This window comes from Butyrivibrio hungatei NK4A153 (genome assembly GCF_000424465.1).
Classification (GTDB): domain Bacteria; phylum Bacillota; class Clostridia; order Lachnospirales; family Lachnospiraceae; genus Butyrivibrio; species Butyrivibrio hungatei_A.
The window spans coordinates 92,559-114,009 of record NZ_AUJY01000008.1 but is presented as its reverse complement, the minus strand read 5'-3'; the positions used below and the strand labels follow the sequence as shown (position 1 = coordinate 114,009).

The 21,451-nt window shown below is 40.7% G+C and carries 24 protein-coding genes; 3 read left to right on the top strand and 21 right to left on the bottom strand.

Going from position 1 to position 21,451, the window contains the following annotated elements; all coding sequences use genetic code 11:
* Positions 1 to 45: 45 nt before the first annotated feature.
* The 4 genes from G628_RS0106120 to G628_RS16595 all read right to left on the bottom strand — a co-directional run bounded on the left by G628_RS0106120 (position 46) and on the right by G628_RS16595 (position 2,637).
* Positions 46 to 735, bottom strand: coding sequence for an HAD family hydrolase (locus G628_RS0106120; protein WP_026654229.1), 690 nt, complete (start codon positions 733 to 735; stop codon positions 46 to 48).
* Positions 736 to 908: 173 nt separating this feature from the next.
* On the bottom strand, positions 909 to 1,358 hold the full coding sequence (locus G628_RS0106115) for a GNAT family N-acetyltransferase (protein WP_027208719.1): 450 nt from the start codon (positions 1,356 to 1,358) through the stop codon (positions 909 to 911).
* On the bottom strand, positions 1,355 to 1,876 hold the full coding sequence (locus G628_RS0106110; RefSeq protein WP_026668238.1) for a GNAT family N-acetyltransferase: 522 nt from the start codon (positions 1,874 to 1,876) through the stop codon (positions 1,355 to 1,357). Before G628_RS0106110 ends, G628_RS0106115 begins: the two co-directional genes overlap by 4 nt.
* Before the next feature lie 86 nt (positions 1,877 to 1,962).
* The gene (locus G628_RS16595; protein WP_081670579.1) at positions 1,963 to 2,637 is read right to left on the bottom strand and encodes a helix-turn-helix domain-containing protein; all 675 of its coding nucleotides are present in this window, start codon (positions 2,635 to 2,637) and stop codon (positions 1,963 to 1,965) included.
* A 515-nt stretch (positions 2,638 to 3,152) separates the two neighbouring features.
* Between G628_RS16595 and G628_RS0106100 the strand changes: the two genes are divergently transcribed.
* Positions 3,153 to 4,211 (top strand): transglutaminase domain-containing protein, encoded by a 1,059-nt coding sequence (locus G628_RS0106100; RefSeq protein ID WP_026654226.1) that lies wholly within the window; start codon positions 3,153 to 3,155, stop codon positions 4,209 to 4,211.
* Between the two features lie 66 nt (positions 4,212 to 4,277).
* Here G628_RS0106100 and rsgA read toward each other — a convergent pair whose 3' ends face one another.
* The 14 genes from rsgA to G628_RS16585 all read right to left on the bottom strand — a co-directional run bounded on the left by rsgA (position 4,278) and on the right by G628_RS16585 (position 16,245).
* Positions 4,278 to 5,258, bottom strand: coding sequence for a ribosome small subunit-dependent GTPase A (gene rsgA, locus G628_RS0106095; protein WP_051199055.1), 981 nt, complete (start codon positions 5,256 to 5,258; stop codon positions 4,278 to 4,280).
* A 429-nt stretch (positions 5,259 to 5,687) separates the two neighbouring features.
* Positions 5,688 to 5,747, bottom strand: coding sequence for a hypothetical protein (locus G628_RS19130; RefSeq protein ID WP_242827194.1), 60 nt, complete (start codon positions 5,745 to 5,747; stop codon positions 5,688 to 5,690).
* A gap of 22 nt (positions 5,748 to 5,769) precedes the next feature.
* Positions 5,770 to 6,246 carry a nucleotidyltransferase domain-containing protein gene (locus tag G628_RS18880; RefSeq protein ID WP_027208718.1) on the bottom strand — a complete coding sequence of 159 codons (477 nt, stop codon included), beginning with the start codon at positions 6,244 to 6,246 and terminating at the stop codon, positions 5,770 to 5,772.
* A 117-nt stretch (positions 6,247 to 6,363) separates the two neighbouring features.
* Positions 6,364 to 7,338 (bottom strand): Gfo/Idh/MocA family protein, encoded by a 975-nt coding sequence (locus G628_RS0106085; protein WP_027208717.1) that lies wholly within the window; start codon positions 7,336 to 7,338, stop codon positions 6,364 to 6,366.
* Positions 7,339 to 7,547: 209 nt separating this feature from the next.
* On the bottom strand, positions 7,548 to 8,033 hold the full coding sequence (locus G628_RS0106080; protein WP_027208716.1) for a GNAT family N-acetyltransferase: 486 nt from the start codon (positions 8,031 to 8,033) through the stop codon (positions 7,548 to 7,550).
* Positions 8,034 to 8,102: 69 nt separating this feature from the next.
* Complete coding sequence (locus G628_RS0106075) at positions 8,103 to 9,086, bottom strand: PLP-dependent cysteine synthase family protein (protein ID WP_027208715.1); 984 nt, start codon at positions 9,084 to 9,086, stop codon at positions 8,103 to 8,105.
* Positions 9,087 to 9,503: 417 nt separating this feature from the next.
* Positions 9,504 to 10,214, bottom strand: a complete 711-nt coding sequence (locus G628_RS0106070) for a hypothetical protein (protein WP_026654221.1) — start codon at positions 10,212 to 10,214, stop codon at positions 9,504 to 9,506.
* Positions 10,204 to 10,686 carry an RNA polymerase sigma factor gene (locus tag G628_RS0106065; protein WP_026654220.1) on the bottom strand — a complete coding sequence of 161 codons (483 nt, stop codon included), beginning with the start codon at positions 10,684 to 10,686 and terminating at the stop codon, positions 10,204 to 10,206. The genes G628_RS0106070 and G628_RS0106065 overlap by 11 nt, the downstream gene beginning before the upstream one ends.
* Positions 10,687 to 10,932: 246 nt before the next feature.
* Positions 10,933 to 11,670 carry a hypothetical protein gene (locus G628_RS0106060; protein WP_026654219.1) on the bottom strand — a complete coding sequence of 246 codons (738 nt, stop codon included), beginning with the start codon at positions 11,668 to 11,670 and terminating at the stop codon, positions 10,933 to 10,935.
* A 611-nt stretch (positions 11,671 to 12,281) separates the two neighbouring features.
* Entirely contained in the window at positions 12,282 to 12,701 is a 420-nt protein-coding gene (locus tag G628_RS0106055) for a GNAT family N-acetyltransferase (protein ID WP_420354236.1), read from the bottom strand.
* 92 nt (positions 12,702 to 12,793) lie between these two features.
* Positions 12,794 to 13,483 carry an aspartate/glutamate racemase family protein gene (locus G628_RS0106050; RefSeq protein ID WP_027208713.1) on the bottom strand — a complete coding sequence of 230 codons (690 nt, stop codon included), beginning with the start codon at positions 13,481 to 13,483 and terminating at the stop codon, positions 12,794 to 12,796.
* A gap of 72 nt (positions 13,484 to 13,555) precedes the next feature.
* On the bottom strand, positions 13,556 to 14,407 hold the full coding sequence (locus G628_RS0106045) for a damage-control phosphatase ARMT1 family protein (protein WP_027208712.1): 852 nt from the start codon (positions 14,405 to 14,407) through the stop codon (positions 13,556 to 13,558).
* 72 nt (positions 14,408 to 14,479) lie between these two features.
* The gene (locus tag G628_RS18050) at positions 14,480 to 15,040 is read right to left on the bottom strand and encodes a GNAT family N-acetyltransferase (RefSeq protein WP_051199054.1); all 561 of its coding nucleotides are present in this window, start codon (positions 15,038 to 15,040) and stop codon (positions 14,480 to 14,482) included.
* A 38-nt stretch (positions 15,041 to 15,078) separates the two neighbouring features.
* Entirely contained in the window at positions 15,079 to 16,245 is a 1,167-nt protein-coding gene (locus tag G628_RS16585) for an SLC13 family permease (protein WP_081670578.1), read from the bottom strand.
* A 181-nt stretch (positions 16,246 to 16,426) separates the two neighbouring features.
* Between G628_RS16585 and G628_RS0106030 the strand changes: the two genes are divergently transcribed.
* A complete protein-coding gene (locus tag G628_RS0106030; RefSeq protein ID WP_026654215.1) occupies positions 16,427 to 17,062 on the top strand; it encodes a hypothetical protein in 636 nt (211 codons plus the stop codon).
* 155 nt (positions 17,063 to 17,217) lie between these two features.
* Complete coding sequence (locus tag G628_RS0106025) at positions 17,218 to 17,823, top strand: hypothetical protein (protein WP_027208711.1); 606 nt, start codon at positions 17,218 to 17,220, stop codon at positions 17,821 to 17,823.
* 243 nt (positions 17,824 to 18,066) lie between these two features.
* On the opposite strand, the gene G628_RS0106020 is transcribed toward G628_RS0106025, so the two are convergent.
* The 3 genes from G628_RS0106020 to G628_RS0106010 form a co-directional block, all read right to left on the bottom strand.
* Positions 18,067 to 19,146 carry a hypothetical protein gene (locus G628_RS0106020; protein WP_155833775.1) on the bottom strand — a complete coding sequence of 360 codons (1,080 nt, stop codon included), beginning with the start codon at positions 19,144 to 19,146 and terminating at the stop codon, positions 18,067 to 18,069.
* Between the two features lie 5 nt (positions 19,147 to 19,151).
* On the bottom strand, positions 19,152 to 19,661 hold the full coding sequence (locus G628_RS0106015; protein WP_026654212.1) for a hypothetical protein: 510 nt from the start codon (positions 19,659 to 19,661) through the stop codon (positions 19,152 to 19,154).
* Between the two features lie 218 nt (positions 19,662 to 19,879).
* Entirely contained in the window at positions 19,880 to 21,370 is a 1,491-nt protein-coding gene (locus G628_RS0106010; RefSeq protein WP_027208709.1) for a glutamate synthase subunit beta, read from the bottom strand.
* Between the last annotated feature and the right edge of the window lie 81 nt (positions 21,371 to 21,451).

Below are 21,451 nucleotides of genomic sequence, written 5' to 3'. Positions count from 1 at the left end.
GAGCGCTTTTTATTTGATAGGAATTTCAAATAAAAAAGCACAGCCTCAATCCTGAAGCTGTGCTCTTACTTTTTTAGAGCTAAGCTGAGTAAGAATTTCCAATATATTATCGGGCTCTTCCGCAAAAATACTTGCTCCTATCTCCTCAAGATAAGCCTTATCTCTAAAGCCCCACAACACCGATATGCACGGAAGATTCGAATTCTTTGCCGTTGCAAAATCAACCTCAGAATCACCGATGTATACCGCTTCTTCAGCAGAGCTTCCAAGTTCATCCATTGCTTTTACGACCATATCGGGCGCAGGCTTTCTCTTTATCCCGTCCTGCTCTCCGATCGCAACTTCAACCACTTCGGAAAAGAACTTCTGATTCAGCTCTTTTACCGCAGAATCAATCTTGTTGGAAACAATGGCCATCTTGTAACCGCGCTTTTTAAGTTCTCTCATAAGCTCGATTATGCCCGCGTAAGGTCCCGTCTTATCAAGGCAGTGCACATCATAATGCTCCTTAAATACCGGCACCATCTCGTCTATCACATCCTGCGAAGTTCCTTCCGGTACCGTAAGCTCGATTGTCTTCCTTATGCCGTTTCCAAACGCGCGCCTATAATCTTCGAGCGTCCTCTGTGGAAATCCGAATTTCTCCATTGTATAATTTACGGACGTCGTCAGATCATCAAGTGTGTTCAACACTGTTCCGTCCATATCAAAAATTACCGTGTTAATCTTGCTCATAAAACCTGTTCCTTTTTCAGTTGTAAACATTCATCATTTCTGTATCTTATGATGTGATTCTGCTTCTTAAATTGCAACCTACATTCTTTTTTGTATTGTTGGTTGACTCAATTTGACACTTTCTGCTTTTGCAGTCAATTCATCCTAAAATGTCAGCTTCCGCTTACCTTAAATCAGCACTTTTCCATATATACAAAAGTCAGCTCATCCGTTACTTCTTTTTGCCCGAATATCTTATAACCGCATTTCTCGTATAACCTGATATTATCGACACTTCTGGTAGATGTAAAAAGCTCAAATCTTTTATTCGGATGTAATTCTTCAATTGCCTTCAAAAGAGCTGTTCCATTCCCAAGGCATCTGTACTTAGGATGAACCATGAGCTTGCCAATATATACTGTGCCATTTTCTACATAGGCACGGACTGAACCGATGATGGTACCATCTTCCGCCACCATCTTCAAAATTCCCCCCGTGTTGTATTCATGCTCAACCTCCTCAAGCGTCTGCTCAAGAGGAGGAATATCCTGTGTTTTAAAAAGTTTTGCCTCACTCTGATACGCGAGATACTGAAGTTTTAATATCTCATCCAAGTCTTCTTTAAAAGCTTTACATATTTTCATCCTACCACCTTTTTCCATTCATCACGTGTTATCGCATATGCATATGAGATTTCATTGTGCGGATCGGGGTATTCTTTTATCTTCTTCATACCGTTCGCAAGCGCTGTAGAATATGAGCCGACGTTGGTATACTTCATATAAGAATACAAAATATCATAGTCAGTATTATTAAACGCCCAGTCCCTGCAGGCGCGGGCGGCCTCTTTGGCATACCCTTTGCGCCAGTATTTCTTGTTTATGTGATATCCGATCTCGGGAAGCTGCTCTCCATCTATATTCTGAATAGTTATCCCGCAGTCACCGATAAATTCTCCTGTCTCTTTCAGCTCAATAGCCCATAGGCCAAAACCGTATTTTTCATAGTTATCCAGATTCCATGTGATCCACTTCTTTGTCCACTCTTCATTATACGGCGCAGGATAATGCTGCATAGTCTCAGGATCTGACAAAATCTCATAAAGAGCATCGAAATCCTCCATGGTGTAGTTTCTAAGTCGTAGTCTGTCTGTTTCAATCATCTTGTCAGTCCTTTCCTTTTGGTCCCAAGGGACGGGGTTTGTGGCTCATTATTTCAAAAATGAACCACTACCCCCGTCCCCCAGGTTCATTTCCCAAATAGCATATCTGCTGCCTTCTCAAGTGCTCTTCGCTCCTCAACGTCGTCGTAACCGCTTTCCTTATCATCAATGCCTTTTACAATATCAACGGAATACAGCCCGTCGCGGTTACAGTAGAAAAAAAGCTTCTTAACTCCGCGAATCTTGAATCTCGCTTCAGCCCTGCCTTCCGGATAGAGCTTTAATAGCTGCATGTCATCTGACGATACCGCTGCCGCAAAAGAAATATAATGCTCCTTCGTCATTTCATGGTCAAACCGCACGTAATACTCATCCTCAACTCGTTCGATAAAGACCATATGCTGCTCATCCGAAGTCTCTGCTTCAAGCGGCGTAAGCTGAATCCCATGGCACTGAATCACCGACTCTCCCATACTATGGATCACATTCCCGCAAACGGGGCACACATAAAACTTGGACCTCATCATATTTGCAGAAACATTCTCATTATGAATGGTGTTTCCGGAAATAAGTTCCGTGATTGACACTCCAAATGCATCCGCAATCGGCTCAAGTAACGTGATATCAGGATATCCCTTTCCTGTCTCCCACTTAGAGATTGTCTTGTCGCTAACTCCCAGCTTATCAGAAAGCTGAAGCTGTGTCATTTTATTTTTTTCGCGCAGTTCCTTGATGACTGCACCTGTAACATATTGATTCATTTTCTTTTACCTCCATGTACCCATTGTAAATCTGCACATAAAGCTACCACCACCTACGTATCGTAGAGTTCCGGAAATGCGCCACGAAAACTTATCAATAAATCGTTTAGCCGGCATCTATCGTAATTTCGTATACAACAGAAGCTTTTTCGCTCCTTTTTCAAACTATTATAGCGAAAAGACATCTATCTTCGGAAATAATTTCACCTTCACGAAATAATATTCCCACTGAAATATTATTAATTTTTGCATGGATTATTACCCAAAATTCCTTTGGCAAAATTGTACACATTCTACAAAGTTACATAGTATCGGTACATCTATCTAACCATTTTCCACATGTTTTAGATACTATTTTTGTGCAATATGCAATACAGCATTGCATACATTGCAAAAATTGCTGTAACATTTTTTCATAATTCGAGTCATAATTAACGATAAAATCGGCAATTTCCACCTATACTATTTCCCCAAAACATGGTATCTTTATATCAATTTGTATGAGGAAAATGAAAATGAGAAAAAGCTATTTATCTATTGTGCTGATTGCTACACTTGCACTCACCGCATGCGGTACAAATGCAAGTAATGCCACGAATGTCACTTCCATATCAGTCGAAGATATGCCGCTTAGTGCAGAGCCAGCAGACGATACAACTTCACAGAATAACACAATAGCTGCAAACACATTTAAATTTAACGAAAATGTTTTCTCAAAAAAAGCCGCTACAATTTATGGCGAAAAAACAAAGGCTTCATTTTTCAATTTATGTAAAGCATTGAAATCCGGGGAAGATACCTTCGAATGCCCTGATGAAGCTACATACATAGAATGTATTGAAGGAGATCTTTTAAGCCACTTCTTCCCGGCTGCGGTATCATGTATTTCAGCCGATCAGACAACCGGATTCGAAGACGGAGTTGGAAAGATTAAATACAATATCACAAAGGATGAATTTCATTCCCGAGAGAAAGCATTTGAAGATAAAGTTATTGATACGTTAAATGCAAACGTTGATCCAAGCTATTCCGAATTTGAAAAAGCTTTGAACTTATATGTGTACATCTCACAGAACTTCGTATATGACTACGAGATGTATGAAGACTACTTAGCCGGAAAAGCTGACAACATTGGAGCTTACAGGGCTTTAATGGATAACAAAGGCATAAGCCAGGAGTTAAGCGACCTTTACTCCTATCTTCTTTTACAGTGTGGCGTCGAAGCCGACGTCATCAGTGGATATAATATTAACGGTGACCATCAGTGGAGTTTTGTTTCCATAGGTGGAAAAGATTATCATGTCGATCCTACACAGGGACTCAGTAGCCCTGATTTATTTGATGATAACACACCTTTGGACTATTTCTTAATGACAGACAATACCCGTGCTGAGAGAGACGGTTTTTCAGATTATTATCTTTGTGGTAGCAATTCTCTCAATGTTCAGGCAACAGACGATAAGTACTCTACCCTTACAGGCGGATACTTCCTTAAGCTTGATTGTAACCGCAACGTTTTAACTTACGGCGGATACGACGGCGGCGGAGTTCAGGAATTCCGTTATGATGACTGACAAAATAACAATGTACTTTAAAAGCTGACAGTTTTTAATTCCTGCCAGCTTTTTTGTTACTTAGAATCAGCCCCAATTATTCTTATCTTTGAAGTTCTTCATCTTCTTTGCCCACTTTGATATTTCTTTTTTCTTAGCGTAATTTCGCACATTCTCTCGTCCCAGATTCCTATACAGTTCCAATCTTTCTTCAGACAACTCTCCTCTTTCAATCGCTGCCCTCACCGCACATCCCGGCTCAGATTCATGTTTGCAATCGCTGAACTTGCACATGCATGAAAGCTCAAGAATATCTGAAAAAGTATTATCAATACCCTCCTCAGTCTTAGCCATTCCAATCTCTCGCATACCCGGAGTGTCGATTATCGAAACTCCGCTTGCAAGCTGAATAAGCTGTCTGTGCGTCGTTGTATGTCTTCCCTTTGAATCGGACTCTCTGATTTTTCCGGTCTTCATCACGTCATCACCAACTAAAGCATTTAGAAGCGTTGATTTTCCCGCTCCCGAGGAACCCAGAAGACATATTGTCTTTCCGGGGATGAGATATTCATTAAGCTCATCCAGCCCTATGTCATAAATCGCAGAAATAGCATGTACTCTGACTTTGTCGGATATGGATTCCACCTCTCGCACATACCTTCCGACATTACCGCACAGATCTGACTTGGTAAGCACTACAACAGGCACCGAGCCACCCTGCAGCACAACGCTGACATATCTCGCTATTCTGTTGTAGCTATAATCGTCATTTAACGATGTCACAATAAACGAATAATCTGCATTTGCAACCATATACTGCATAACACCTGTCTTTGCCTGATCGGGTCTTTGCAAAAAACTCGTTCTCTCACAGACAGATGTGATCACGGAATCACCTATCGGGTTGTAATTAAATGTGACATAATCTCCGACTACAGGGAGCTTTTCAGGATCCTCCCCGCGCAAATTACCTTTAAGCCTTGCAGTAACATCTTTTCCTTCAAAAATTATCGTATAATTGCTTCTTTCAACTTCCGAAATTCTTCCAGTAAATATATTATTATTCAATGTTTTGGTCTCCTTAATTCTTCTGACTTATATTTTTTAAAAAGCCTGCACCTCCGTCCTAAAACGGCAAAGCTCCTAACTTTCACACCTCCGTTCCCAGAGACTGCGTTCGTTACAGATATGAAGACCTTGTGCAAATTGAATATGCGCCTTGAATCAGGCAAATAGATAGTATTTAGGAATAAAAAGGCCGTGACTCAAACAAGCCACGGTCGTAAACTCAAATATAAAAGATTCAATAAAAATCAAAAAGCACATACCGAGGTCATCATACTGTATTTAATTACAATCTCTGTTTTCATAACACGCATCAAATGTACCTCGCTTTCTTTAAGATTTTTTATTTCAATACAAAGTGTAGCAAAATACCTCTTTAAATGCAACGATATTTTTGCAAACCACCATGCGTTCCCGTAAATAAAGTAATGTTCACTCTCTTAACTGTTCCATCAATTCCGGAATATCATACTTTAGTGTTTCATAAACAATATTAAGATCTACATTTCCATAATCATGTACTATAAATTCTTATCCCGTCCTTTAATATTTCATTAGTCAATTCCAAATTATCCTTAAGTTGTTCAAGATTAAGCGCATCTATTTTCTTATGAAGAGTATTCCTAAGCTTTTCTACCATTCCGTAATACTTAATTCCTTTTACATCCGAAGATATAAGCAAATCCAGATCACTCGTTTCCGTCGCTTTTCCCTTTGCATAAGAACCAAACAAAATACAGTAATGCACAGGATAATCTTTAAAAACTTCCATACATTTTGTTTTTATATAATCAATTTCCAATACTCCATGTTCTTCATCTAACGGGTTTATCTCTTGAAGTCTATCGTATATATAATTATATTTTATAGAGTCTTCTTTTAATTTATCATTCTCATACGACTTATATGATCTAAGGGAGATTCCAACAAGATTAGCTACCTGTTGTTGAGTAAGATTTTTTTCTATCCTTAATTCTTTTATTGAACTCATTATTGCACTTTCGCGTTATTTCAGGTGCAATTTTTACACTTTATTTTTCCATAAAGTGCAAAAACGCTTTACAACCCTTCTCATACAAAACGGATTGTAAAGCATTTTATTTTATCTTCAATATCCAATCTCTTTAAGCACCATATCCATCAGCTTTGCGTTAGACATCGAGAACTCCGGCGTTATAAATGGTACCGCCTCTCCGGCAACGCATTTGCTCATCTGCTGGATTTCCAGGAAATAGTTCTGCGGAATGCTGACTTTCCTCTCAATCTCTTTTCCCTGCGTAAATATCTTGTAGCTCACATCACCCTGCTGATTGTATTCAACATCAGAGATTATGTGGCCGTTGCTTCCATGAATATACAATCTGTCGAGTCTTGCAGGCTTTTCTTTTCCCAGGATCATTCCCACGTTAAAAGAAGCTCTTGCTCCGTTGGCAAATCGAACTATCGTCGATGTCGAGATGTCCGCGCCATGCTCGTTATATTCCGCAACCGCTTTGACATATTCCGGATTTGAATCAATAAGCGAAAGGATCATAGTCGTACAGTAACATCCAAGGTCATACATCGCACCGCCGCCCATCTCCTTGTAGATTCTTATGTCATCTTCATAACCTTGTGTCAAAAAAGCTGTCTCGATATAATCAACATCGCCTATGACGCCGCTGAAGACATCTTTTTTAAGACTCTGAATATAAGGGCTGTGAAGATATGCATACGCTTCCATGAGATGCACGCCGTTTTCATTGGCGGTTTCAAACATCTCTTTTTCCTGCTCCTCATTTAGAGCAAGCGGTTTCTCGCAAAGAACATGCTTCCCGGCCTTCAGCGCCTTGATAACCCATTCGCGATGTAGATGGTTTGGCAAAGGAACGTATACCGCCTGCACATCCTTATCGGCAAGCAGCTCCTCATAGCTTCCGTAAGCCTTCCGGAAACCAAATTTTTCCATGAATGACTCAGCCTTTTCTTTATCCCTTCCCGCAATCGCGTAAAGCTCACAGCTGTCTGCAAGCTGCATTCCGGGAATCGTGCATCCCCTTGCTATATTCGCAGTTCCAAGTACACCCCATTTGATATTTGCCATATAAATACCTCATCTTACTGTGCGTTTCGGATTCTTTTTCCACAAAATCCTCAGTAAATGCGGGATTCTGCGTTTTTTCCAAAAGAATGTTTTCCTGTTTACATGTGACGATCACACATATTATTTTAGCATATAAGAAGCACGTTTCCACGAAATATCATTGCATCGCTATAGAGTTATCGAGATCGGCGGTCATTCTTTTTCACTTATCAAAATGTCAGCCTCATCTGATTCCAGACTGCACCACCGTGCGTAGACTTTTCACTTACACCCTCGTCTTTAAAACCAAATTTTGCATAGTAATGCACAAGTCTGTCTTTGCATGTAAGAACAAGTCCCTTCCTGCCCTGCTTTTTTGCATCTTCGATAGCTCTTTTTATAAGTTCTCCGGCGTATCCGTTTTTCCTATACTCAGGAATGGTATTAACTCCGAATATCATCTGCCAATCACCGTTTTCATCATGCAGCGCGGCATTTTCATACATATCATCCGTAAGATCTTTTTGATTTGTGACAAATCCGTCCACAAAAGCTATAAGCAAATCCCCGTCAAACATAAGCCAGAAATGCTCTGCGTAATATTCAAGCCTTTCTTTAAACTCTGCTGCAGTCGCAGCTTCCGTCGGCGGAAAACACTCCGCTTCCACCTGAGCGATTGCATCAAGATCTTCTATTGTCGCTGTTCTTATGTACATGTTATGTTTTTCTCCTTAGTATTTTTTGACCCATATGGTCTCTTGGGGATGAGGTTTGTGGTCCATTTTTTACCCAAAAAGATTAGTTGACAGATATCGCAATCCCGTGTCAGGAAAAATAGCAACTATTGTCTTATCTTTATTCTCTTCTCTTTTCGCAACCTGAGTAGCCGCATACAGAATTGCTCCGCTCGAAGCTCCGATCAATATACCGTCAGTCCTTGCTACTTCTCTTGCAGCTTCATAGGCCTGGCTTGTTTCAACAGGAAAACACTCATCATAATATCTATCATCAAGATTTGACGGTACAAATTCAGCAGGAATTCCTACAAAAGGATGTACTCCCGCAATTTCTTCCGGATTGGGATTATCTTTCGAAGGAATAGAATTTTCTCCGGGTTGAACAGCTATTACTTTTATATCAGGTCGCTTTTCTTTAAGATATTTACCAACTCCGGTAACTGTTCCCCCTGTTCCGACAGCAGCAACCACAATATCAACTGTTCCTTCACTGTCTTCCCATATCTCCGGCCCTGTTGTCTTATAGTGTATCTCAGGATTAGCCGGATTTGCATCTTGATTTACAAGAAAAACACTATCATCTTTTCCCAAAAATTTCTCATAAAAAGCTGCATATCCGGCAACATAATCATTATTATTTTCTTTAAGAGCCTTATCAACTTCCGGAATGTCACTCATGTTAGACACCTCGGTTCCGAACGCCCTCATTACCTTAAAACGTTCTTCACTCACTGTATCTTGCACGTAGATGTGCGTTTTATAACCTTTCACTGCCGCAATTGCCGAAAGTCCTATACCGGTATTCCCACTGGTTGCTTCCAATATAGTTCCGCCTTTTTTCAAACTGCCGTTTTTCTCAGCTTCCTCTATCATGCTGAGCGCAATCCTGTCTTTTATGCTCTGATTAGGGTTAAAAAACTCTATTTTTCCCAAAATATCCGCATCCAAACCATTCTTTTTTATATATCCGTTTAATCTAAGTAGTGGTGTATGCCCGATAAGTTCTGTTATAGCTTCATAAATTTTTCCCATGATGTCCTCCTAAAACTGCACTTGGGATATATACTATACTCGACATAACCTCGTTAAGTATATCCCCATGGCTCGCACTAAGCTCGAAAATACCTCGCTAAGTGCTCTACACAAAAAGACCGAAGGTTATCCTATACAAATAACCTCCGGTCTTCCGGTCGCGCTAAGGAAATATTGATCAAAGCGTTCGTTCCCCGATGGCACACGGGATACGATATAGGCAAAAGCTTTCTGTAAGAGGATTTCTTTTATGATTTTATACACACAAACCGCCTTGATCAACGTTTCAACATATAACAATTGTTTTGTATGTAAATATGCTATCACAGTATTTCCGGGATGCATAATCAGTATAATTTATCGGTTGGTATAAGCTTTTCTTGTCACAGCTTAAACATAATCTATATTGGGAGTTTTTTACTCTTCAGCTTCAATAAATTTATGAAAACATCTTTTATAAGCTTCTTTAGTAGATTCACTAAGATTGCCGTTTTCATCAAGCTTAACATCTTCATAATGATGAACACCTTTTTTATCCACATAATCTACAAAAGGCTTAGGACCGTCAATCATTTCTCTATAATCATCACCATTTTCAGTAAGTTTAATTCTTATATATTTTTCACCTTTTTCACCCACAACATGTATATAACACGTTCCGTCTGTGAATTTATCGGTGATATCAACTGCCTTGTTCTGGTAATAAATCATAAACCTTCCGTCATCCGTTTTCTCATAAGAAACATTATCACTTTCATACTCTATCAATTCATCTTCTTCCAACGGCGTATTATCCCCATGCCATACAGAGACATCTTCCTGCACTTCTTCGCCATTCTCATTAACATATGTTTTTACATAATTATTCTTTTCTTCATCGAACTCATATGAAACATCAGTCTTATTACCGTGAACCCACATTTGAACCGTCTTCTTGATTCCGCCTAAATCAGCTGCATACGCAGTACCCGAACCTACCAAAACCACAAGCATAGCTACTGCCGCCACCAAAAGATTTCTATGTGTATTTTCTCTCTTAATTCTGTTCATTCTTTTTTCCTCCAAAGTAAAGTCGCAGGAGGACTTAAGTACCGAAAAAGCCTTTTTATAATTTTCTTTATTGCTCATCTTCCCATCCCTCCTTAAGTGAATCTTTTAATTTGGCACGTCCGCGCGATAGCCTTACTTTAACGCTGCTCTCTGTCAGCTTAAGTATCTTTGCTATCTCTTTTATGCTGTAATCCTCATAGTAGAAAAGATGGATCACAACACGATATTTCTCAGGCAATTTCATAACTTCCGCAAAAAGATCTCTACTTTCAGGTGTTTCAAATGTAAGCGTTTCTATATATTCTTCCAACGTGGTTTCATTTTTTCTTCTGAATGAAAGCTGAATATTTTTTGCTTTATTGATTGCCACCCTTAGTAGCCAGTATCGGATGTGCTTTTCGTCATCAAATTCTTTTTTTGTCATGTAATATTGTAAAAATGTATCCTGAACCACATCTTCTGCATCTGCTGCACTCTTGCATATGTTAAACGCCGCGGCGTATATGTTGTCCTTGTACATTTCTACCAATTCCTGTACAGGTATTCTCATTAACTACTCCTTTATAAAGCCTTATATAAATAATACAATCGGGTGGCATAAAAGGTTACAAAAAAACTGCGGAAATTTTTTTAATCCTAAATTTCCGCAGTATATCCGCCAAAACAAGTCCCCGTGGTCTCTTGGTGACGGGGATTGAGGACCATTTTTTGTCTTTTGAGTTTTTCTGTCGTAATCGGCATATGCATTTCAGTCCAATAATCCTCTTGTTTTTCTATTCAGTTGCAATTGGCATATTCATTTTAATCCTATTATCTTCTTAATCTGTTTTTCTGTCGCAATAGGATAGGTTTCGTTCATATATTTCATGATTCTATCTGCAGATTCCTGCGGCGTTTCGCCGTACGCCTTAGTCACATGCTTATATCCCCACAAATGCTCAGGCGTGCAGTATATCGCGATTGGCCAACCATACTCTTCGCCAAGCCTGTTCTTGCGCTGCCTAAAGTCACGAACGCAAAGATAAGTCTGCATCTGAAGTCCTGTCATCGTGCCGTCGAAGTTCTTTTCTCCGCCCTTGCCAAAGCCCGCTTGCGCCTTAAGTTCATTGGAATAATATTCTGCATCTTCATTTTCTTCAGCAAAAAGATTCATAATCTTGCGCTGCTTCGCCGATGCCTTGCCATCTTCCCAAAGCGCATCAAAGTCATAGCCGTCCCTGCGGACATTCACAAAATACGGAAGCCATTTCTCAGAGATAAATCCCGCCTTTTTATCAAAGAACTTCCCATAGGCAACCTTGCCGCTCCGCGCTATAAGCTCTCTCCACTCCCACGGGTCAACTTCCGGATCGCCGCACCACCAATATTTCGGCACAGTCCTTTCCTCAATCGAAAAGCCCGGAATCTCATTTTTAAACAAAGGCAAAAAACCTACCTCATTTATGTAATCAATCGCCTCTTCCACGCTGTGAAGGCACTCAGGATCATTCCATGATACGCCGTACATTATCCATGTTCCGTTTTCGTTTGGCATAGATTGTCCTCCTTTTGCTCCACTATGCTTCGCATATTAGCTAACTTTTCACATAAATTTACAGCTACTTTTGTGTCCACATGTCGAATTCGTTGTTTGAAATCCTGCCAAAATGCTTTTTGGCAATGTCCACTTCTTGGGGGCCATTTTATTTTTTCACCGCACATCTCCTTCACGGGTTATCCATACGGTGCACTTCTTCATTTTTGCACCACACAGTCCCTTCTCAGGTTATCCGTACGGTGCACTTTTTCATTTTTGCACCGTACAGTTTTTTCATAAACTATCTGTACGGTATGCTCCTTAATTATTGCACCGCACAGTTTTTCCACAAGCTATCTGTACGGTGCACTTTTTCATTTTTGCACCGCACAGTCCCTTCTCAGGTTATCCGTACGGTGCACTTCTTCATTTTTGCACCACACAGTCCCTTCTCAGGTTATCCGTACGGTGCACTTCTTCATTTTTGCACCGCACAGTTCCTTCACAAACTATCTATACTTACTCTGCGCATATATCATGTTACTCTCAGCCCCGTCTCTCATGCAATTCTTACCTGTGATTCCCTCAATCATCCATCGGTCAGCTACTTCATATACGCGCCTCGTCTATCACAATTCCTTAGTATAGTAATATCTCGCTCCCGTTATCGGGTACTCCTTTAACGCAAAGACTTCATTATATCCATGCTTCACATAAAACGCAGGCGCCTGAAAAGAAAATGTATCAACGAAAGAATACTTGCAGCCGCGCTTCTTAGCCTCTTCCTCAGCAGCCTTAAGCAGCTTGCTCCCGATGCCTTGCCCTCTTAAGCTCTCATCCACAACCAGGTACTTGATACATAGCCAGTTTCCAAAAGTCTCGCCTGTAAGCCCCGCAAGTTTCCTACCGCTCTCATCATCATAGTAAACGCCGACCGGATCTACATCCGAGGTTTCAAGCTTACTTAAATTATACGCCTTAAGCATCTCAAAGACATCCGCAATATCCTGCTCGTTTCCATCATTTGTTATTCTTATCTTCATCTTTATCCCTTCTATTCTATTATAATAGGTCAAAAAAGACGGAGTCATGATCTATTTTTATCAAAATAGGCCACTAACCCCGTCCCCAAGAGACCACTTCACGCAAGTGCCAACCTTGCAGCCTCGGTTGCATGAATGATTGTCGTATCATATGTCGGAAGAACACTGTCCTCCTCTTTGATCAGCATACCGATCTCGGTGCAGCCAAGGATAACGCCCTCTGCGCCGCGATCCTTCATATATGAAATGATTCTCTGATACTCCTTGCGAGAGGAATCAAGTACCCTTCCAAGACAAAGTTCATCGAAGATAACGTTGTTTACAAGCTCGATATCTTCTTCATCGGGAATCATTATCTCAAGTCCCGCTTTAACAAGTCTGTCTTTGATGAAGTCTTGTGTCATTGTAAACTTAGTTCCAAGAAGCGCAATTTTCTTGTGACCGTCGCGCTTTATCGCATCGGCGGTGGCATCGGAAATATGAAGAATCGGAACATTTATCTTTTCCTCAATCTGCGGAACAAGCTTGTGCATTGTATTGGTAGCGATCACGATAAAATCAGCCCCCGCCTTCTCAAGCCTCACTGCCGCATCGGTAAGAATCTGCGCATTGCCGTCCCAGTTGCCCTTACTCATATTTTCCTCAAGCTCGGCAAAATCAACGTTGTACATCATAATCTTAGAACTGTGGAATCCGCCAAGTTTCGCCACCGTTTCCTTATTAAGAATCTCATAATAAGTAATCGTGCTCTCCCAGCTCATTCCTCCGATAAGTCCGATAGTCTTCATAATTTCTTCCTCCTCCATAACCTTTTTATAATAATCGGCACACCGATGCTAACACCGGGTGCCGTTTAAATCTTAATCCGCTATTCTCTCCTCAACAAACACCCCTGTTAGTCTCGGCACATTGAATCTGCTTGTGAAAAGCTCGCATTTGCACAGGAATGAGAAAAAGATATGTCTCCCCTGTTTACACATTGATTCATAGTTTCCAAGCCCTTTTGCAAGAATGATCTCCGCGCTGTCTATAGCCTTTCTGGCCTCATCCGACAACATATGATAAATTGTTCCCGCCGCAGAATTGCCGTTTGGGATAATCCTGTATTTTTTGCTGAGTCCGACATATTCGGCATCTTCAAGTGTTACGTCGTTAAGCACATCAGCGCCTCTTACCATAACTGACACTTCAAGCTGCGGATACTTTTTTACAAGCTGCTCAAGAAACAGCTTATCCAGCACGATCTCTCCGCAATTATCAGCAACCAAAAGGAACTTCTTTGCAGTCTCACACTGTGCAAAAAGTGACTTGATATCAGCCTCATCCTCGCTTCTCATCTTCGGATCATCGAACAAAGCAAGAAATGTATTCTCATCAACATTGTTCATCGCACCAAAGTCTATATAATTTCCGATTCTCGCAAAAACGAGCGCCTTAAAAAGCGGATCTTCCGAGCTCTCTATCTTCTTTCTAAGGTCATCTTCCATGGACATCACAAGGTCGTTGTACTTTCTCTTCACATCCTTATAGGAAGCCTTTTTACCAAAGCGTCCCTCATAAACACTGTTAATTCTATATACAAGATACGGCGCCGTATCATCTTCATCTCTTCCGTCTATTATCGCCTTTATCTCAGCAAGATAATCCTTATCATCCGTAAGATTCTTTTGCTGGTTAAAAAGACATTCCGCACAACTTTCACTTACTCGCATTCAACTCTCCTTTATCGCATGTAAAATAGACCACTAACCCCGTCCCCAAAGGGCCATCGGTAGCCATACCTCTTAGAGCTTCTTATACATTGTTATCTCGTCAACACTCTTGCCGCAATCAAGCCTGAACGCATCGGGAAGGCATCCCCACTCGGTAAAGCCCATCTTCTTATATAAAGAGTGCGCCGGTTCATTGTCAGAAAACACTCCGAGCTCCATGAGCTCATAGCCCGATTCCTTGGCGAATTCGATCGCACGGTTCACAAGTATATTTCCAAGTCCCATTCCGCGGTACTCTTTTCTGATAGCGATTCCCATGCTGCAACGGTGAGCCACTTTCCTGTGAATCGCTCCGCTACTGTAAACCGCAACATTTCCTATTATCTTCTCCCCGTCAAAAACAGAGATCATAGCCTGACGATCGTCATCCGCAAGTTTTTTAAGTCTGGCTTTCTCAGCCTCCACTCCCGCTTCATCACGCTTAACTTCATCGCCGTACCTGGTCATATAATGTGTATCACTTGAAACCTGATACATTAAATCCAAGTATTCCACTACGTTGTCAGGTCCTATTGATGTCATCTTGTATTCTTTGCCATTCTTGCAAGTAATTTTCTCAGGTTCCATGTACATATTTATACCTCTTTTCTATATGAATCTATTTACGCCCTTTATTTTATAAACGAAAGGCTGTTCATTACCGTCCTGCCGGCTCCGGAAGAAAGTCCCATTCTGGCAAAAGAAAGAGCCGCCAGAAACAGCAGATTATATCCCGTAAACACAAGAATGTACTTATTCTTGTTCGCATCTTTGGTATTGCAATAGAGCTTAAAAGAGATAAGGCTCGCCATTGACGCGATAAGTGTTCCAAGTCCGCCGAAATTCGTTCCTACTATCAGCTTTTCATAGTTTCCCGTAAATCCGGATAAAAGAATCGCCGCAGGGACATTACTTATAACCTGACTGAGCGCAACGGAAAGCACTACTTCATTTCCGTTAACGGCGGATAAAAGAGCATTTGAAAAAGCCGGAATCCTCTTCATATTTCCGATAAAGACAAAAAGAAAAACAAACGTAAATAGCAATGAATAATCAGGCTTTGAAAGCGTCTTTGCATCAAATATAAGTACAAGTGCAAGTACTGAGGCAAGTGCTATTTCATAAGGAACAACTCTTACAACAACAAGGATCGCAAATACGAAAGTAAGCGCGTACAATGCGATCAATCTCTTTTCCTTACCGGTTCTCATATAACTGTTTTTCCCGCTCTTCTCTATACCCGACCTGTCAGCCTTAAAATAGATAACCGCAGCAAGGAGTGCAAACGCGAACACCGAATAAGGAAGCATACATCCCAAAAACTCTTTAAGAGACATTCCCGCCTTTGAATAAAGATAGAGATTCTGCGGATTTCCTATCGGCAAAAGCATGCTTCCAAGGTTAGCCGCAATTGTCTCAAGAACTACCGTAATAATAAGCATATCGGTACGTCCCGCGATCTCAAGGGATATTATCGTAAACGGCACGAAAGTTATAAGCGCCACATCATTTGTAATTACCATTGCGGAGAAAAAAGAAAGTGCAACAAGAATCGCTATCATCTCTCTTGTATCCTTCGCCTTGCAGACAAGATACTCTCCCGCCTGCTTGAAAACTCCGAACTTCCGGAGCCCTGCCATCGTAAGCATTAGCATAAGAAGAATACTCAGCGTCCTAAAATCTATATACCCTATATATTCCGCATCGGGACGGATAAAACAACTTGAAACAACCGCCAGTACAAAAGAAATTGTGAGTACAGCTTCTTTTTTTATAAACTTACAAATCTTACTAAACATCTCAGATCTCCAAAACAAAAAATTTAAAGTACATTATAGGTCAGTGTCCTCTTATATGCAAGATAAAACCTGATTTAGCAGGTCATGTATTATTATTTATTTTTCAACGATAAATGCTTGATAAAATAAAATGTTGTGGTAAAATTAAGAAAGAATTAATGTTTTGAGGAGAGAGTTTTTTATGAAGAAAAGAATAATTGGCGTGCTACTTAGCATGTGCATTGGAGTTATGGCAATGGGTTGTTCGCTTGACGATCTTAAAGAGCTCCAGAATTTGGAAGATGTTAACGATCTTGAGATAGAAACAGTTGATGATTCTGAGGTAAAAGCACCAAGTGATATTCAGACAGAGGACGGCGAGTCTGTATCTGTTGCACAGGAAAGCAACGGAGAAGATCCTTTCAAGAACAGCGATCTTGTAAAGAACGGAAGTGCAACTCCCGTAACCGAGGACGGTTTCTATACCGCTACTCTTCAATCATCGGGTCAGAACCGTGCCGGAAATCCTAACGAAGACGGAAATGTTTCATGTATAGCCTATGATACAGCACTTACAAACAGTGAGTTACTTATTAAAGGTGTATATGGCTACAGCAGTGTTGAGGGCGGCGAGATGGAATCAAACTCAGATGATGATTCATTCTCATTCAAGGTTGATGCTAACACAAAGTTCACTATGCTCGGCGGAGTGGACGGTCCCGAAGAGGTTCCTTTGGATAGTTTCAAACAGGTTCTTTCAAGCTGTGCCGATTCAGAGCTCATACTTATGGTAACTGTTGAAGGTGGCGTTGCTAAGTCAGTTTCAATCAGCTCATAATAATATCGTTTTTCAGAATCCTTATGGACATTTAGTTGTCCATGAGGATTTTTTTTACATATTTTTCCTTAAAAATGTCCTCCCCTTCATCTGTTGATTTTTAAAAAACTAGTGATAAAATTAAGAAAGATTTAATATTTGAGGAGAAATAAGTTATGAAGAGAAAAGTACTGATTATGCTCTTTTGCATGTGCATTGGAGCATTTTCAATGGGCTGTTCGTCAGACGTTTTCGATCAGGTTAGCGAGGAAGTTACAGGACTTATAGATGGATCAAATTCTGATGACGAGGATGTTGAAGACCTTGATGTAGAGGAAGAAGCTGCGGACACTTCCAAGGAATCTTCTCCAAAAGCCGAAGGAAAGCTTAAGAAGGATGCAGTTGAGACAATTACCGACGGAATTTATTCCTCATATCTCATAGCATCAAAGAAGGATGAGGCCGGTGTTCCCGATGAGACAGGCGCTCAGCAGAAAATAGTTTACGCATCAGAACTTTCAGATGATGCATTCTGTATCGCAGGTAGCTACGGTTACCGCCAAAATGCATCACAGGATGTTATTTCCGTTTCAGAAGACGGTATATTTTCTTTCGCTGTCGATAAAAATACAAACTACGAGCTCCAAGGCGGAGAAGGCGGACCGGAAGTACAGACGGCCGATGAATTCAAGAAGCAACTCGCCGATCTTGCAGATTCAGAACTTTACTTAGAGATCACGGTTGAGAACGGCGTTGCAACAAATATAGCAATTAGCACTTAACCCTAAATTAAAAAAATGTACAATTAAAACCCTACAAGTGATCAGCTTGTAGGGTTTAATCTTTATTCAATAGGAAATCCGGAGAAATTTCCTATTAAATAAATTTGTTTTAAATTAGGGTAAGTAAGATAAATATTTGTCTTCGCTGTATTCGCAAAGACAAATATATACAATTTAGGATTTAACGTACAAATTGTACATATCTGTCCTCACGATTACAGTGCTATCTATGTAATTATGTCATTATTTTTTTATTCTATAAACCGTTATGTTGCTTGTAAGATCTGACGGATCGTAAGGAACAGTTCCGTTTTCATCAAGAAACAGATTATCCTTCGATGTCTCAAAAATTACATTAGTTCCCTTCTTGACTTTATAGTCGCATTCCTTCTTTACAGGATTTCCGTTTCCGTATACAAAATGTATATTTCTGGAATCCTCATCCGAAGCTGCGAGATCTTCATCAAGAACATTCTTCAAAGCTGTAAACATTTCCGGCATACCGGTTCCAAGTTTCACTTCATAATAACGAGTATCAATAACTCCTCCCAAAACATTTGCGGAAGTGATCGCAGCTCTTTTTAATACCTTAGTCTCCTCGTCAAAGACCATTCCCCATTTTGTGGTCTTCTCCTTAAGTTCCTTATTATCGAGCGCCTCCTCATTTGAATAATCTATTATTCTCTCTATCTCAAAATACACTTCTCCATTTCCCTTAAGGCAACGCCCGATCGGCATTTCATCATTCTTCGCATAAACATTTTCTGCAACGTTCGCCATTCTGCAATCCGGCGAAGAATAAAGCTCGATCATTATTCCGGTCTCTTCCTTATTATCTGAGTTCATATAGCTCGGACGACTTACCGCCCTGACATTATCTTTGACAATAAAGGAATCTCCCGGCTCATTTTTGTTCGCACTGTACTCCTTTGAATACCAATAATTGTTGGTGTAAAGAGGTTGTGAAGCTCCATCCTCATAGCTGGAGCTCACTATCTCAATACTTTCATACTCCTCAATAAGCTTTGCGACATCATTAGCGCTCCAAAACTCTTCAGCATTATAATCCGCAGGAGTCATCCCCTCGACTCCCAGGAAGCTTTCGAAATCTACTGCGCTTAAAGCATTATCATATGTGCTACTATCATTCCCCTCCTTTGAATAATCGCCTGCACTGCTTACATCAACAATTTTGTTATCTATAGCCTCATCTGTCCCCCCGGGCATATTACCATCTAATGAGCAACCTACAAAAAGTACGGCAGGTATCATTAGTAAAAAAAATAAATTACCGGCTATGGCTTCCGTATTACTAAATTTCATAGAAGTCATCCCTCACTTTTCTCGTTGCAGATAAGTACCGAATCTGCTGCGTTCTGTGTGTCACCACACGCCATCTCGATGCTCTTAACGTCATCCCCAAAAGACAATTTATAATAGTAATCCCCATCAGAATTCTTTTTACAAAAAGAAATAGTACTTTGGGTATAATCAACAACATCTTTATCTGTCATTATGTCGCCACCTGAAATAGCTACCACCCATGATGCTCCCGGTAAAACATAATCTGTTTCATTTGCTCTTTCGATCATGACCGCTGCCCCCCGTCTTGAATCAAATATCCATGAGCCCTCAAATTTCTCAAAAACTGTTTCAAGATCGTCAGCAATCTTATCGCTCTTAATAGCCTTACCGTTTTCATCTACTACTACAGGTTTATCTTCAACTATAGGATTAATTTCAACATCGTTAACGCTTAACTCTTTTTCTGATCCGCATCCCATACACCCTGATGCAACGACCAGACACATTACCATAACTATTAGGCTTTTTCTCATAATTAACTCCTCTTTTTATAAAAACTAGCTTAACATTTTCTTACAAGTATTCAGCCTTGGTAGTTATTATTATAGAGCACTCGCCCTACTTTTGCAACATAAAAGTTAAATTTGTTGTAATCATTTGTTATAAATGAGTTTACATAGCAAAAACTCCTCTACCCATCACCCCCGTCAGAGAGTTGATGGATAAAGGAGTTTTCCCTAATATTCTTTCTTTATAAATTTGTATAGCCCATCAAATATTCGTCCACTTCTTTAGCACAGCTTCGTCCTTCATAGACCGCCCAAACAACGAGCGACTGTCCACGGTGCATATCACCTGCGCAAAAGAGCTTTGTATTCGGTACATGATAGCTGTCAGCCTCTGTAACAACCGTTCCGCGCTGACTCTTCTTAAGCCCGAATTCATCTGCCGAATAGTCTTCACAACCGATGAATCCTGCAGCTATAAGAAGGATATCACACTTAAGGGTCTTCTCGGATCCCGGAACTTCTGTTAACTTACCGTCCTTGAAAGTAACCTTAACAGTTTCGATCTTCTTGATATTTCCCTTGCTGTCGGTTGTAACATTCTTTACCGTTGTCTCATAGACTCTCGGATCCTCACCGAAAACATGGATTGCTTCCTCGTGACCGTAATCAGTCTTAAGAACCTTGGGCCATTCGGGCCATGGATTGGAAGCAGCTCTGTTTACAGGAGGCTTAGGCATCATCTCAAGAGCGGTAACACTCTTTGCTCCGTGTCTTATAACCGTTCCGATACAGTCGTTACCTGTATCGCCACCACCTACGATAACAACATTCTTGCCCTTTGCATCTATAAATCCGCCGTGCTTTGAAAGAGTCTGTGCACTCTTATCAGAGCACTGCATAAGTGCCTTTGTTGTCTGTGTAAGGAAATCAACGGCATTGTAAACACCCTTGATTTTCTCGGGGTCTGCTACATTAAGAGGTCTTGGTTTCTTGGAACCGCAGCAAAGAACCACCGCATCAAATTTCTCATTAAGGCTTGCCGCACTCACATTTTTCCCAACGTCTGAATTTGTATGGAATACAACGCCCTCTTCCTCCATGAGCTTTCTGCGTCTTTTTATAACGCTCTTATCAAGCTTCATGTTGGGGATTCCATACATGAGAAGTCCTCCGATCTCATCGTCTCTCTCAAAAACCTCAACACTGTGTCCTCTGTGGTTAAGCTCATCGGCAACGGCAAGTCCCGAAGGGCCGCTTCCGATTACAGCAACTTTCTTGCCGCTCCTTATTTCAGGAACTACGGGTTTGATATAGCCCTTTTCAAAAGCTGTTTCTATTAAGTAAAGCTCGTTGTCGTGAACTGTTACGGCATCGCCGTTTTGTCCGCACATACATGCCTTTTCGCAAAGTGCCGGACATACTCTTCCCGTAAACTCAGGGAAGTTACTTGTCTTATGAAGTCTTGCAAAAGCATGTCCGTCGTGTCCTTTGTAAATCTCATCATTCCACTCGGGGATGAGATTGTGAAGAGGGCATCCCGTTACCATTCCGCCAAGATTCATTGCAGACTGACAGAACGGAACTCCGCAGTTCATACATCTTGCGGCCTGCTCTCTTCTCTCCTTTACATCAAGAGGAGCATGAAACTCCTCGAAGTTAAGAATTCTGTCTTCAGGCAGGATATCTTTATTATTTGTTCTTCTATATTCAAGAAAGCCTGTTTCTTTTCCCATTTTACATCTCCTATTTATATATGAAGTGAAGTAACCCATTAGCTCAAGAGTCACTTGTGACTCTTGTCGCGCCGATGCGCT